This is a genomic window from Streptomyces sp. 8N114 (assembly GCF_052245835.1).
In the GTDB taxonomy this organism is placed as follows: domain Bacteria; phylum Actinomycetota; class Actinomycetes; order Streptomycetales; family Streptomycetaceae; genus Streptomyces.
Genome location: NZ_JBQQBT010000048.1, coordinates 1 through 13,413, shown reverse-complemented (window position 1 = coordinate 13,413; position 13,413 = coordinate 1). Strand labels below are relative to the sequence as shown.

Here is a 13,413-nt window from a genome sequence, read left to right as displayed (position 1 = left end):
CACTGGTGATCGTCCGCCAGTACATCGAGCAGCAAAAACGTCCGCTCCAACGTGCACGTCAGAGCAGCCTTGAGACGCATTCATCCCCGGCGTGAACGCCGGGGCTTTCTGCAAGAGTCCCGGTAACGACTGCCATCGGCAGCGCGTAGATCACCGCACCCCGCGTGATCGGCCGGACACTGCCCAGGTGCACGGGACCGGCAAGGTTCGTGGCGCGGCGCCGAGATCTCGCACGGTTCGCAGGCCGGCCCCACACATAAGCCCAAGAGACCTCCGCTGCGTTGGGTGAGGTCTGCTGAGGGTGTCAGTGGGGGCTTTTAGGGTTGGGTTCCATGGGGAGCCACTTTCAGGTTGTTGTCGATGTGGAGGCCACGTCGGGTGAGGCTTCGGCGCTTGGGGGGCGGGGGCTGGATTGGCTGGTCGGGGAGGGGATAGTCCTTGGTGAGCGCAGCGATTGTGTGATCGGGGCTCCGCTGGGGTATCCGCCTGGGCCGCGTTGGGCGGAGGCCGTGGACGAGGTGGACTGGGAGCCCAGTGGTGGGCTCAAGATCGAGACGGGGCGCACCGTTTTTCACGGTGGGCAGGGTGATGCCAGGTGTGCCGGCTGCCCTCACTGCGGTGCTCAGGTGGAGTTCTACACCGATGAGTGGGAGGAGATCGAGGACGTCTGGGAGCCCTTCGGGGAGGCCATCCAGAGGTGGTACGAAACGGGCCTGGCCACCGCGACCTGCCAGCACTGTGGTCAGGCCGGTGACTTGACCAGGTGGACCTGGGAGGACGACTACTACGCGTTCGGCTACCTGGGGTTTGAGTTCTGGGACTGGCCCGAGTTCAGCCCCCGGTTCCTCGAGCGCTTCGCGCACGCGTTGGGGGGCCATCGCACGGTGCTGGTGTGGGGCAAGCTGTGAGGACGGGTTCCCTGCGATCAGGGTCCCCGTGATCGGGCTGCGCCACAGGGGCCCTGTGATCGGCGTCCCCTGTGATGGGCCGCGCCGCCGGTTGGCCGGCCGTCGCCTCAGCCTTGGCTGCCGGCTGTCTGCGGTCCACTGGGCTGAGCGACGCTTGCCCGGCTTGGGCCGTTGAGTGCGGTGCTGATCTCCAGGAGGCGTTCGGCAGGCAGGGCGAAGGCGTTGCGAGGGTTGCGGTGGGAATGCCTGCCATCGTTGATCCATGAGCCGCCTGCCGAGTGCCAGTTGGCGGGCTCCCATTGGCCCTGGGCGGAGAGGAGCATCTTCGCTACTTCGGCGGGTTCTTCGATCTGCGTACGAGCGGCAAGGGCGGTGGTGAGAGTGCCGACCGCGTCGTCGGAGAGCTGCGTGTCGCCGAGTGCGGGGAAGAGCAGCAGAAGGCGGGCGGTGACGTGGGTTTCGCCGTCCGGCGTCGGCTGGACAGCTACGTTCAGGAGCTCGTGCCAGGCCATGCCGGGGCCCATGAAGTGGCCGTCGTCCACGGCGATGGGCTCAGCTGCGGACCAGGTCGGGTGATGGATCAGGTAGTCCACCCCGGGGTCCCCGTCGAGGTTGCGGTAGACGACGTAGATGGTGTGGCCGGGCCGGAGAGTCACCTCGAACACGGGCCACTCGTGCGCGGCGGAGAGCGCGCGGTACAGATCCATGGCAGCGTCCCAGTCGGCCCCGAACGCGGCTCTCTGCGCTTCCTCGCCGCGCAGGCAGGTGCCGAGGTGCACCGGCCAGAACAGGGGTTGGTCCAGGTACGCGCTGCCGTCCACGAGGGGGCCGTGTGCGTATCCGGGGATCTCCAGCATGGTGGGGATGATTGCACGGCGGCGGCGGAGGCGCAGGCGGCTGACTGCCCGAGCGAGGACGGCCGCGGCCAGCGCTGTCGCGAGGACGGTGGCGAGGGCGGGGCCGGCCAGGGTGAGGGCTCGCTGGGCGGAAGCGGCCGTGAATCCGGCTCCGGCCTCGGCGGCGGCCCACAGCGGGGTGGCTACGGCGCTGTAGGGAGCGATGCGGTGGTACGGCACGCGGGTGGCTCCCGCGACGTGCGGGGTGAGGGTGCGCAGCACGGGAACGAACCGCGAACAGAACACGGCCCGGCCGCCGTGCCCGGCCATCAGCGCCTCGGCCCGCCGCCACGCACCGGCGGGGATCCGGCGGGCGAGCCGTGAGGTGCGCAGCCGGTCTCCGAGCAGGCAGCCGGTGCGGTGCGCGAGGAAGTCGCCGGCCATCGCAGCGCACGCGGCGACCGCGATCACCGTAAGAAGGCCGAGCTGCCCGGTACGGGCCAGCGCCCCGGCCGTGAGAAGCACGGTGAGGGTCGGCACGAACGCCCCCACCATCAGGACGGATTCGGCGAGTACGGCCGTCGCCAGCAACGCGTACGCGGCTGCCGGGGGCGCCTGGCCGAGGGCCGACGCGGCCACCGCGGGCAGCTGACCGAGGGCGTCGAGGGCGGTCACCGCGCGGCCCCGGCCCCGGCCCGGGCCGATCCGCCGGGCGCGACCGCGCCGCGGGAGCGCAGGTCACGGGCGGACTCGATGAAGGGCGTCCGGCCCTCGGCACGACGCTGCGCGAGGGCGCGCGCGTGCGGGGCGGCCCAGCCGTGAGTCATGCCGTACAACGCGGTCCAGTGCTTCATCGCTCCGACGCTAGAAAGCAGTTCGGAGCGGCGAATCCGTCGTCGTACGACGTCGGCCCCCTACGAACGTCGGGGCCGACGTGGGCGATCGGCGGAGGAGCTGACCCTCGTGGCGCCGGGCCGGCCGGGCTACTTGCGTACGCTGCCCAGCCACAGCAGGTCGCGGGCGCGGGTCATGGCGACGAAGAGCTGGCTGCGGGCGAGTTCGTTGCGTTCGTCCGCCGTCTCGGAGGAGGGCGGGGCTGTGGCGGTGGCGGGGGGCCGGATGAGCGCTGCGTCGTGTTCGGGCAGATAGACGCTCTTGAATTCGAGGCCCTTGGCGCGGAGGTAGCTGCCGAGCTTCACGGCGTCGACGGTGCGGCCGTCGTACTGCTCCAGCAGGCAGACCGGGAGGCCCGCGTGTTCGAGGAGCCGCTGGTAGTGGCCGATGGCGCGGATGGAGGGGCAGAGGATCGCGGCATCGGCACGGGAGGACAGGGGCAGGGCGCGCAGGGCCTCCAGGAGGGCCCGGTCGTGTTCCGCCGGGGTCGGTTCGCAGACGCGGATCACCTGTCCGTCGTGGTACGTCAGGTCGACGTCGCGGCGGCCGGGGGTGCGCAGTCCGTCGATGTCTTCGAAGGTGTCGTCGGCGACGACCGTCAGCGCCGCCTCCAGGATCTCCTTGCTGTTGCGGTAGTTGGTGCGCAGTACCTGACCGCGGTCGCCGCGGATGTCGATGCCTGCGTCGGTCAGCCGGAACCCGCCCGGGTAGACGGCCTGTTGGCCGTCGCCGACCAGCAGCAGGCCGTTGGGGACGTCGCCGACGAGGGTGTGCACCAGCCGCACGCCGACCAGCGTCAGATCCTGCACCTCGTCCACGACCACGGCTGCGTACGGGTGCTGTCCGGCACGGCGGCGGGCCTCCACCAGGGCGAGGGAGAGCACATCGTTGAAGTCGTGCACTTCGCGCTCGGCGAGCAGCGACTCGTACGCCTCGTACAGCTGCCATACGGCCTGCCGGTGTGCCCGGCGCAGGCCGGCGCGGCGGCGGCGACGGGGCACGGTGGCGTACTCCTCGAAGGAGGTGATGCCGCGGCCCTTGATGACGTGGTCGATCTCCTCCTTCCAGTACTGCGGGGCCGGGTCGATCTCGGCCAGGCAGCTGTCGCGTCCGATCCGCTTCCAGGCGAGGTTGAAGGCGGTGAGGGCCTTGTCGCCGTGCAGCCGGACGGGGACGCCGCTCTCGCGCAGAAACTCCTGGGCAAAGGAGTGCAGACTGCGGAAGTCGACCCTGCCGGCCACTGCCGGGGACATGGTCTTGAGAAACGTCGACTGCACCCGCGGGAGGTTGTTGGCGAACGTGACGTACAGCACCCGGCCGGTGGTGCGCTGGGCGAGCCGCGCCGTGCGGTGCAGGCCGACGACGGTCTTGCCGGTGCCGGCCGGGCCGCTGATCCGGGCCGGTCCCGCCCAGTTGCGCCGTACCAGGGCGACCTGGTCGGGGTGGAGGAACGTCATCCACTGCTCGATCGGTGCCCGCATAGCTTCTTCGAGAGCGGCCTCGCGGAGACCGTCGATATCGAAGAGTCCGTCGTCGGACGGTGGTTCGACGGCGGACGCGGCGGCGGCCGACGCGGCGGCCGGTTGGTGACGTACAGGCGGTATGCCCCTTGCACCCCCTGCGTCCCGTGTGCCCTGTACGACCGACGAGCCCTCGTACTCCGGGAAGACCCGGTCCAGGTGATCGGCGATCGCGCGCACCGACTCGGGGCGCAGTCGGCGGCGTTCCGACAGCAGCGCCGGGCCGACCTCACGCTCCCCCAGCAGCCGGACCCGGCCCAACTCGGTGTCGACCCCGTGGCCCGCGAAGACCATGAGGGGCTGGACCGCCACCGGGGACATTCCCAGCGACGCCACGGCGCCCTCGGCGGCCTTCGTCACGGCCAGCAGCTTGGCGACGTGCTCGTCGCGCGGCTCACCGGCCGCGCTCAGCTTGCCGTTCGCGGCCTCCGGCGCGGAACGCCAGTTCTTGACGTCGAGGACGAACACCCCGCCGGGGCCGATCAGCAGCATGTCCACATTGGCGGTACGCGTCCCGGGCCATCTGCGGTCCACCAGCAGCCGCCAACCCCGCGCTGTCAGGATCAACAGCTGTGCGGCAACCCGCCGTTCGCCCTCGTCGGCCGCCTCCCAGCGACGTGCCTGCTGTCGGGCCGCCTGCCACTGCTCCCGCAGCAGCCGCTCCTGCCGCCGCGCCTCCTGCGCCCGCCGCGACGCCGATCCACCAGCCGCCATACCACGCCCCCTCGCACACGGAGTAGCGATCATAGAACGGTCAGCAACGGCCACGGCAGGGCGCACGGACGGCAAAAAATTGCACGGAAAGCGCATGACGGTGCGGAGGTGGATGCGGTGCAGGTGGTGCGGCGCACAGCGGCTCGGGCAGGGCGACCGCAGAAGGTGTGGTATGCCGCCTATGGGTCCAACATGCACCGGGAGCGGTTGCGGGCCTACATCTGTGGGGGCCGGCCCCGGGGGGCGGAACGGTGGTATCCGGGGTGCCGGGACCGGACGATGCCAACGGAGTCGGTGCCGGTCGAGTTGCCCGGCGCCGTGTACTTCGCGACGACGTCACCGGTGTGGGGCGGCGGGCGGGCGTTCTACGACCCGGCTGCCGAGGGGCGCACCTTTGCGGTGGCGCATCTGGTGACGCCGGGGCAGTTCTCCGACATCGCTGAGCAGGAGATGTACCGGGAACCGGGCGCCGAACTGGAGCTGTCCGGCGTACTGACGCACGGTCGGTTGTCGCTAGGCGAGGGGCGGTACGAGACGCTGGTGTGCGCCGGGGAGCTGGCGGGGCACCCGGTACTCACGTTCACCGCCCCGTGGAGGCTGGGGGAGGTGCCGTACGTGGCGCCGGCGGCGGCGTACGTCCGGTATCTGGCCTTCGGGCTGTTGCAGGAGGGTGGTCGGACTGCGGAGACAGTGGCCCGGTATCTCGCCGGGGCGCCGGGGGCGGAGGGGCACTGGTCGGTCGGGGCGGTTCTGGAGCTGGTCGGCGAGTAGCTCCGCTCCGTCCCCGGCGCACCCATGGGCCACGTCAGGGATCAGGGATCAGGGATCAGCGGTCAGGACTTGTACGAGTAGCAGGTCACCCAGGTGGTTTCGATCGCCGCGTGGGCGCCCCGGTCCGCGTAGGCGCCGGAGAGGGCCGATTCGTTCTGGAGGGCCCAGTCCATCGGGGAGGAGGAGATGTCGCGGGTGGCGGTCTTCACCAGCTTGCCGTCCAGGAAGTACTTCACCTTGCCCGGCGTCCACTCGATCGACGTGGTGTGCGGAGTGGTCCAGGAGGCGCCGGTGTCGACGTTCTCCTCGCTCGGGTGGGTGAAGGCGGAGATCTTGTCGTCGTTGAAGTTGCCGCCGGCCTCGGGGAAGTCCATCTCGTGCGGGTCCTCGTAGAAGAGGTGCGCCGCCTTGAAGCCCGGGTCCATGCGGGTCACCTTGAACCGCTCGGTGTACTTCCCGTACGCCCGGTCCATGCACTTGCGGGGCACGACGGTGCCCACGTAGTTGTCGTCGCCGGTCTGGGGCCGGTACATGTCGACCTTCATGGTGCCGGTGCCGTCGTAGCCGGAGGGGGAGACGGAGACCGTCTTGTCAGCGCGGTACTCGCCGCCCATTTTGCGGTCGTTGCCGTTGCTGTGGTTGTTCGGGTGGGCGGTGTCGTACCAGCCGGTTGGGTACGCCCACCAGTTCTTGCGGTACTCGCCGCTGAGGCCGCCGCAGTAGGCGTCGGCGGTGTCGACGTTGTGGTCGCAGTCGGAGAACGAGCCGACCGGCACGGTGTCGCCGCTGAAGTTCTCCGCGAACACCTGGCGGAATTTCCCGCAGTCGCCTGACGGCATGGTGTTGTCCGTCGTCTTGCACGCGTCCTCGGAGGGCGTCTCCTCGGCCGGGGCCGGCCCGGCCACCATCCATATGCATGCGAAGGCAGCCGCCAGCGCGGTGCCGGTCTTGAGCCCCAGGTTTCGTTTCATGGCCGGAGAGTATGCCCCTGCCGCCTCTGCCGCGCATGCCTTTCCCGGCAGTAACTCCCTTAACAGGCAAGGAACTTGGCGAAGGCCGCTCCGGGTCAGCGTTCGTGCCCTCCGGCGTCGATCAGACCCGCCTCGTAGGCCAGGATGACCGCCTGCGTCCGGTTGTTCGCCCCCAGTTTGGCCAGCACGTTGCCCACATGTGTCTTGACGGTCTCCAGGCTCACCCGAAGCCGACTGGCCGTCTGCTGGTTGGACAGCCCTTCCGCCATGAGCCGCAGGATCTCCGTCTCGCGTGGGGTGAGCGCACTCGTCCTGTCGGCGGCGTCCCGTCGTACGGCCCGGCCGGCGGCGAGCCTGCGGACGGTGTCCGGGAAGAGCACGGAGTCCCCGGTGGCCACCAGCCGGATGGCGTGGGCGATCTGCTGTGCCGGTGCTCGTTTGCGGATGAATCCGCTGGCGCCGATGTGCAGTGCGTCGTAGACGTACTCGTCGTTCTCGAACGTGGTGATCACGATGACCTTCGGCGGGTCGGACAACGCGGTCCGCAGCCGACGCGTCGCCTCGATACCGTCCACCTCGGGCATGCGCACATCCATCAGGACCACATCGGGGCGCAGCCGCGTGACCATCGGAAGTACCTCGGTTCCGTCCGCTGCCTCGCCGACCACCTCCAGATCGGGTTTGGCCGCCAGCAGGGCCCGCAGCCCGGTGCGCGTGAGTTCGTCGTCGTCGACGATGAGAACGCTCACCCGCTGCTCGGACGGCGGGGTCGGGGCCTGGCCCGGGGCGGGGGCCCGGCTCTGTGCGCTGTCGGCGGTCATGGCGCCGACCGTAGTGGTATCCGCGCCGCGAGCCGCCAGTGCGGGTGACCTTCGCCGTCCATGCGGCCGGCGGACACCTCGCCGCCCAGCAACCGCACCCGCTCGGCGATCCCCGTCAGCCCGTGCCCGTGCCGCTGCTGCCTGTGGGGCCGGAAGCGCACCGTGTCGTCCACCGGGTTGGTGACCTCCACCTCCAGCCGGCCGTCCAGCGCGGCGACCCGCAAGCCGATCCCGGTCTTTCTGCCGTGCCGCAACGCGTTGGTGAGACCTTCCTGGACGAGCCGGTACGCCTCCCGTGAGACGGTGGCCGGGACCTGGGTCAGGTCCCCGTGGGTCTCCACGCTCAGCCCGGCGCCTGCCTGCCTGACCCGCTCGGTCAGCGGGCCGAGATCGGCGAGCGTGCGCTGCGGGGCCGTCGTCGGCCGGTGCTCCCGCAGGGCACCGAGCACCTGGTCGAGGTCGTCCATGGCCGCACGGGAGGTCTCCTCGATGCTGTTGAGCGCCCGTCGGGCCGCCTCCGGATCACTGTCCATGAGCTCCCCCGCGACGGCAGCCTGGATGGTGGAGGCCGTCAGGGTGTGCCCGATCGAATCGTGCAACTCCTGGGCGAGTCGGTTGCGTTGCGCCAGCGCGTGCATCTGCCGTTCGGCGGCGGCCAGTCGCTCTGCGGGCCGCAGACCGAGGAAGACCGGCGCGAGCAGCCGCAGCACCACCGTGCCGCCCGCGGCGATGTACCCCGCCAACGCCAGGCACCCGGCGAACGCGACCGGCGCCCACAGTCCCCGCAGGCCCGGCTCCACCTGCACGGCCGCCCCGAAGACCGCCAACGAGCCACCGCCGCCCAGCCACACCGCGAGGAACGCGACGGCCATGAACACCACCAGGCCCGTCACCGAGACCACCGCTCCGCCGAGAGCCATGTGCACCGCCAGGCACCCCGCCGTGCGGAACCGGTCGGCCCAGCGGGACGCCGGTGACTCCGGCGGAGCGGGAAGCTCGGTGCCCAGCAACCGGTTGGCCAGCCGTACGCAGCCCCGGCGCGCCGCCTGAGGGGAGCCCAGGGCCACGACCAGCACGGCCAGCGCGAGGGTGAACCCGACGAGGCGGAGCGGCAGCGGCCATGGGCGAGGCGTCGCGAAGAGCGCCAGCGTCAACGGCGGCAGGCTCATGGCAGCGCCGAGAAATGCGTATATCCAGCCCCGGTATGCGGCTGCGCTGAAAAGCGGCCGAGTCATCTTGCCCACGGCCGGAACGGTACCGCCGGAATGTGCGGCACACCTCCCCCGAAGGAGCCAGAACGGCATCCCGGGAAAAGGCGGTTCGCAAACCGCTCGGCACAGCGATGTGCGAAGCCGCTGCCTGCTGCGAAGTTGTGCGGGTGACAGTGAAATCGAAGCCGGAGACAAGGCCACGCTCGAAGGACCGCACCATGGTGGCGGCCAGAATCGGAGCCGTGGTGTGGGTCGTCAACGCCGCGCAATTCCTGGTCGTGCAACTGGTCGTGGAATCCGCCTGGCGCACGCCCTACAGCTGGAAGAGCTACAACATCAGCGACCTGGGCAACGTCCACTGCGGGACCTGGGACGTCTCGCGTCCCCGCTACGTGTGCTCACCACTGCACGACGCAATGAACACGTCCTTCGTCGTCCAAGGCGTCCTGCTCCTGGCCGGCGCGCTGCTGACGGGGGTGTGCTGGGGCCGGAGCGGGATGTCGCGGGCCGCACGGATTCTGTTCCTCGTCGACGCCGCCGCGTGGGTTCTGGTGGGCTTTGTTCCCGCGGACGTCGACGAGGACCTTCACGTACTGGGCGCACTCCTCATCATGGGGCTGGGCAATATCGGACTCCTCTGCGCCGGATTCACCCCGCGCAGCTCCCTGTTCGGCAGACTGCGGCACATTACCTTCGCCTTCGCCGCCGCCGCGCTGCTCGCCGCATGGATGTTCTTCGCCCAGCTCGATCCCGGGACCGGGCTGGGCGGCATGGAACGGATCGCGGCCTTCGCACTTCAGGGGTGGACGCTCGTCATGGCGACGGCGATATTCCGCGGCTACTCGTCGCTTTCCAGTTCGCCTTCCGTCTCCAGGTAGATCTGGCGCAGCGCGTCGAGCGTGGCCGGGTCGGGCTTGGACCACATGCCGCGGGACTCGGCCTCCAGCAGGCGCTCGGCGATGCCGTGCAGGGCCCAGGGGTTGGACTCCTGGAGGAAGGCGCGGTTGGTCTCGTCCAGGACGTACGTCTCGGTGAGCTTGTCGTACATCCAGTCGGCCACCACGCCGGTGGTGGCGTCGTAGCCGAAGAGGTAGTCGACGGTGGCGGCCAGCTCGAAGGCTCCCTTGTAGCCGTGGCGGCGCATCGCCTCGATCCACTTGGGGTTGACGACGCGGGCGCGGAAGACGCGGGAGGTCTCCTCCACGAGGCTGCGGGTGCGCACCGTCTCGGGCCGGGTGGAGTCGCCGATGTACGCCTCGGGCGCGGTGCCGCGCAGCGCACGCACGGTGGCGACCATGCCGCCGTGGTACTGGAAGTAGTCGTCGGAGTCCGCGATGTCGTGCTCGCGGGTGTCGGTGTTCTTGGCGGCCACGGCAATGCGCTTGTACGCCGTCTCCATCTCGCCGCGCGCCGGGCGGCCGTCCAGACCGCGGCCGTAGGCGTACCCGCCCCAGACGGTGTAGACCTCGGCGAGGTCGGCGTCGGTGCGCCAGTCGCGGGAGTCGATCAGCTGGAGGAGGCCCGCGCCGTAGGTTCCGGGGCGGGAGCCGAAGATACGGGTGGTGGCCCGCCGTTCGTCGCCGTGTTCGCGCAGGTCCTGCTGGGTGTGGGCGCGTACGTGGTTGCGGTCGTCCGGCTCCTCAAGGGACGCCGCCAGCCGCACCGCGTCGTCCAGCAGCGCCACCGCGTGCGGGAACGCGTCACGGAAGAAGCCGGAGATGCGGAGGGTGACGTCGATACGCGGACGGCCCAGCTCCTCGTACGGGATCGGCTCCAGGCCCGTCACACGGCGCGACGCGTCGTCCCACACCGGGCGGACGCCGAGCAGCGCCAGGGCCTCGGCGATGTCGTCGCCCGCGGTTCGCATGGCGCTGGTGCCCCACAGGGAGAGGCCGACGGAGGTGGGCCAGGCTCCGTTGTCGGTGCGGTAGCGCTCCAGGAGGGAGTCGGCGAGGGCCTGTCCCGTCTCCCATGCGAGGCGGGAGGGGACGGCCTTGGGGTCGACGGAGTAGAAGTTGCGCCCCGTCGGCAGGACGTTGACCAGGCCGCGGAGCGGGGACCCTGACGGCCCTGCCGGTACGAAGCCGCCGTTCAGCGCGTGGACGGTGTGGTCCAGTTCGGCGGTGGTGGCCGCCAGGCGCGGGACGACCTCGCGGGCCGCGAAGGTGAGAATGTCCGCGACCTGTTGCGGATGGCCGGCGGCGATACCGGACACCGCCTCCGGGTCCCAGTCGGCCGCCTCCATCGCCTCGACCAGCGCGCGGGCCTTCGCCTCCGCCTCGTCGGCAGTGGTACGGGTGGCCGCCGACTCGTCCAGACCAAGGGCCTCGCGCAGGCCCGGCAGAGTGCTTCTTCCGCCCCAGATCTGGCGGGCGCGCAGGATGGCGAGGACCAGGTTGACGCGGTCCTCGCCGGCCGGAGCCGTACCGAGAACGTGCAGGCCGTCGCGGATCTGCGCGTCCTTCACCTCGCACAGCCAGCCGTCGACGTGCAGCAGGAAGTCGTCGAAGCCGTCGTCGTCGGGACGCTGCTCGAGACCGAGGTCGTAGTCGAGCCGGGCCGCCTGGATCAGCGTCCAGATCTGGGCGCGGATCGCCGGCAGCTTTGCCGGGTCCATGGAGCTGATCTGCGCGTACTCGTCCAGGAGTTGTTCGAGGCGGGCGATGTCGCCGTAGGAGTCGGCGCGGGCCATCGGTGGCACCAGATGGTCGACGAGCGTGGCGTGCACCCGGCGCTTGGCCTGGGTGCCCTCGCCCGGGTCGTTGACCAGGAACGGATAGACGAGAGGCAGATCACCCAGCGCGGCGTCCGGCGCACACGCCGCCGACAGCCCCGCGTTCTTGCCGGGCAGCCACTCCAGATTGCCGTGCTTGCCCAGATGGATCATCGCGTCCGCGCCGAAGCCCCCCTCGGCCTGGGGCGCCGCGATCCAGCGGTACGCCGCCAAGTAGTGGTGGGACGGCGGCAGATCCGGGTCGTGGTAGATCGCGATCGGGTTCTCGCCGAAGCCGCGGGGCGGCTGGATGAGGATGAGCAGGTTGCCGTGGCGCAGCGCCGCCAGGACGATGTCGCCGTCCGGATTGTGCGTACGGTCCACGAACATCTCGCCCGGCGGCGGGCCCCAGTGCTCCTCGACCGCGTCGCGGAGCTCCTGCGGGAGGGTCGCGTACCAGCGGCTGTAGTCGGCCGCCGGGATGCGGACCGGGTTCTTGGCCAGCTGCTCCTCGGTGAGCCAGTCCTGGTCGTGGCCACCGGCCTCGATGAGGGCGCGGATGAGGGGGTCTCCGGGGTGGTCCCCGGAATCGTCACCACCTTGGGGGGTGACCATTCCGGGGACAGGGGTGCCCCCGAAGTCGTAGCCCTCCGCCTGGAGTCGGTGCAGCAGTGCCACCGCGCTGGCCGGGGTGTCGAGTCCGACCGCGTTGCCGATCCGGGAGTGCTTGGTCGGATACGCCGACAGTACGAGCGCCAGCCGCTTGTCCGCCGCCGGGATATGGCGCAGCCGTGCGTGCCGCAGGGCGATGCCCGCGACGCGGGATGCGCGCTCCGGGTCGGCCACGTAGGACGGCAGGCCGTCCGCGTCGATCTCCTTGAAGGAGAACGGGACGGTGATGAGGCGGCCGTCGAACTCCGGTACGGCGATCTGACTCGCCGCGTCCAGAGGGGAGACGCCCTCGTCGTTCTGCTCCCAGTCGGAGCGGGGCGCGGTGAGGCACAGCGCCTGAATGATGGGGACGTCCAGGCTGGTGAGCGCGCCCGCGTCCCACGCCTCGTCGTCGCCGCCCGCGCCCGCGTCGGCCGGCTTGGCGCCGCCGGCCCCGCCCGCCGCCAGCACCGTGGTCACGATGACGTCGGCGGCGCGGAGTTCCTCGATGAGCTCGGGTTCGGGCGCGCGGAGCGAGGCCACGTAGAGGGGCAGCGCCTTGCCGCCCGCCGCCTCGACGGCGTCGCAGAGCGCCGCGGCGAACGCGGTGTTGCCGCTCATGTGGTGCGCGCGGTAGTAGAGGACGGCGATGGTGGGGGCACCTTCCGCCGCGGCGCGCTGCGATGAGGGCTCGCGGTCCAGGTGACCCCAGGACGGGGCCGGGGCCGGGGGCTCGAAGCCGTACCCCGTGAGCAGCACCGTGTCGGAGAGGAAACGGGCCAGCTGGACGAGGTTCGCGGGGCCGCCGTGCGCCAGGTAGGCGTGGGCTTCGGCCGCCACGCCGATCGGGACCGTGGACGCGGCCATCAGCTGGGCGTCCGGTGCCTGTTCGCCGGTCAGGACGACGAGCGGGAGGCTGGTCGCGCGGAGCGCGTCGATGCCGGGTTCCCAGGCGCGGATGCCGCCGAGGAGCCGTACGACGACGAGATCGACGCCCTCGAGGAGGGCGTCGAGTTCTTCGGTGAGGGTGTCCTCGGACAGCCTGCTCGGGTTGGCGTAGCGGTACGTGAGGGGGGCGGAGCTGTCACCCTGTGCCGCGGCCGCGGCCGCGTTTGCCGCGCGGGCGCTGAGGAGGTCCGTGTCGGAGGTCGACAGGAGCAGGATCGGCATGCTGCGGTAGCCCTTCCTCGGGGTGTCCGCGCCCCGGGTGGTCTTGGACTCCCTGCTCCATCGGAGCCGAGAGCTTGGGAAGGGAGTTCCTGGCTCACCCGGCCGTACTGATGGCCGGGCTCACAGTGGCGGGACCGCGCCGGATTCACACCGGGCTTCCTCCCATGTCGCCGTCACCGGCAACGAGGGTCAGGTTACGGGCCCCGGCTCGCCCACCCACCCGCCCCTTGCTC

Annotated in this window: 10 protein-coding genes and 1 riboswitch; of the genes, 3 read left to right on the top strand and 7 right to left on the bottom strand. The window is 70.8% G+C overall.

Annotated features, from left to right (window positions below; genetic code table 11):
- Positions 1-626 precede the first annotated feature (626 nt).
- On the top strand, positions 627-908 hold the full coding sequence (locus ACTWQF_RS36510; protein WP_443284079.1) for a hypothetical protein: 282 nt from the start codon (positions 627-629) through the stop codon (positions 906-908).
- Between the two features lie 107 nt (positions 909-1,015).
- Here ACTWQF_RS36510 and ACTWQF_RS36505 read toward each other — a convergent pair whose 3' ends face one another.
- The 3 genes from ACTWQF_RS36505 to ACTWQF_RS36495 all read right to left on the bottom strand — a co-directional run bounded on the left by ACTWQF_RS36505 (position 1,016) and on the right by ACTWQF_RS36495 (position 4,872).
- The gene (locus ACTWQF_RS36505; protein WP_443284078.1) at positions 1,016-2,419 is read right to left on the bottom strand and encodes a DedA family protein; all 1,404 of its coding nucleotides are present in this window, start codon (positions 2,417-2,419) and stop codon (positions 1,016-1,018) included.
- Complete coding sequence (locus ACTWQF_RS36500; protein WP_443284077.1) at positions 2,416-2,598, bottom strand: hypothetical protein; 183 nt, start codon at positions 2,596-2,598, stop codon at positions 2,416-2,418. Before ACTWQF_RS36500 ends, ACTWQF_RS36505 begins: the two co-directional genes overlap by 4 nt.
- Before the next feature lie 129 nt (positions 2,599-2,727).
- Positions 2,728-4,872 carry a UvrD-helicase domain-containing protein gene (locus tag ACTWQF_RS36495; RefSeq protein ID WP_443284076.1) on the bottom strand — a complete coding sequence of 715 codons (2,145 nt, stop codon included), beginning with the start codon at positions 4,870-4,872 and terminating at the stop codon, positions 2,728-2,730.
- A 279-nt stretch (positions 4,873-5,151) separates the two neighbouring features.
- Between ACTWQF_RS36495 and ACTWQF_RS36490 the strand changes: the two genes are divergently transcribed.
- Positions 5,152-5,643, top strand: coding sequence for a histone deacetylase (locus ACTWQF_RS36490; protein ID WP_443284075.1), 492 nt, complete (start codon positions 5,152-5,154; stop codon positions 5,641-5,643).
- A gap of 62 nt (positions 5,644-5,705) precedes the next feature.
- On the opposite strand, the gene ACTWQF_RS36485 is transcribed toward ACTWQF_RS36490, so the two are convergent.
- The 3 genes from ACTWQF_RS36485 to ACTWQF_RS36475 form a co-directional block, all read right to left on the bottom strand.
- Positions 5,706-6,614, bottom strand: coding sequence for a glycoside hydrolase family 16 protein (locus ACTWQF_RS36485; RefSeq protein WP_443284074.1), 909 nt, complete (start codon positions 6,612-6,614; stop codon positions 5,706-5,708).
- A gap of 95 nt (positions 6,615-6,709) precedes the next feature.
- Positions 6,710-7,435 carry a response regulator gene (locus tag ACTWQF_RS36480; protein WP_443284073.1) on the bottom strand — a complete coding sequence of 242 codons (726 nt, stop codon included), beginning with the start codon at positions 7,433-7,435 and terminating at the stop codon, positions 6,710-6,712.
- On the bottom strand, positions 7,432-8,670 hold the full coding sequence (locus tag ACTWQF_RS36475) for a sensor histidine kinase (RefSeq protein WP_443284080.1): 1,239 nt from the start codon (positions 8,668-8,670) through the stop codon (positions 7,432-7,434). Before ACTWQF_RS36475 ends, ACTWQF_RS36480 begins: the two co-directional genes overlap by 4 nt.
- 194 nt (positions 8,671-8,864) lie before the next feature.
- Between ACTWQF_RS36475 and ACTWQF_RS36470 the strand changes: the two genes are divergently transcribed.
- Positions 8,865-9,524, top strand: a complete 660-nt coding sequence (locus tag ACTWQF_RS36470; RefSeq protein WP_443284072.1) for a DUF998 domain-containing protein — start codon at positions 8,865-8,867, stop codon at positions 9,522-9,524.
- Here the strand turns inward: ACTWQF_RS36470 and cobN are convergent.
- Positions 9,485-13,180, bottom strand: coding sequence for a cobaltochelatase subunit CobN (cobN, locus tag ACTWQF_RS36465; protein WP_443284071.1), 3,696 nt, complete (start codon positions 13,178-13,180; stop codon positions 9,485-9,487). The two genes, ACTWQF_RS36470 and cobN, sit on opposite strands and share 40 nt — an antisense overlap.
- A 63-nt stretch (positions 13,181-13,243) precedes the next feature.
- Positions 13,244-13,379, bottom strand: a riboswitch (cobalamin riboswitch).
- Positions 13,380-13,413 lie beyond the last annotated feature (34 nt).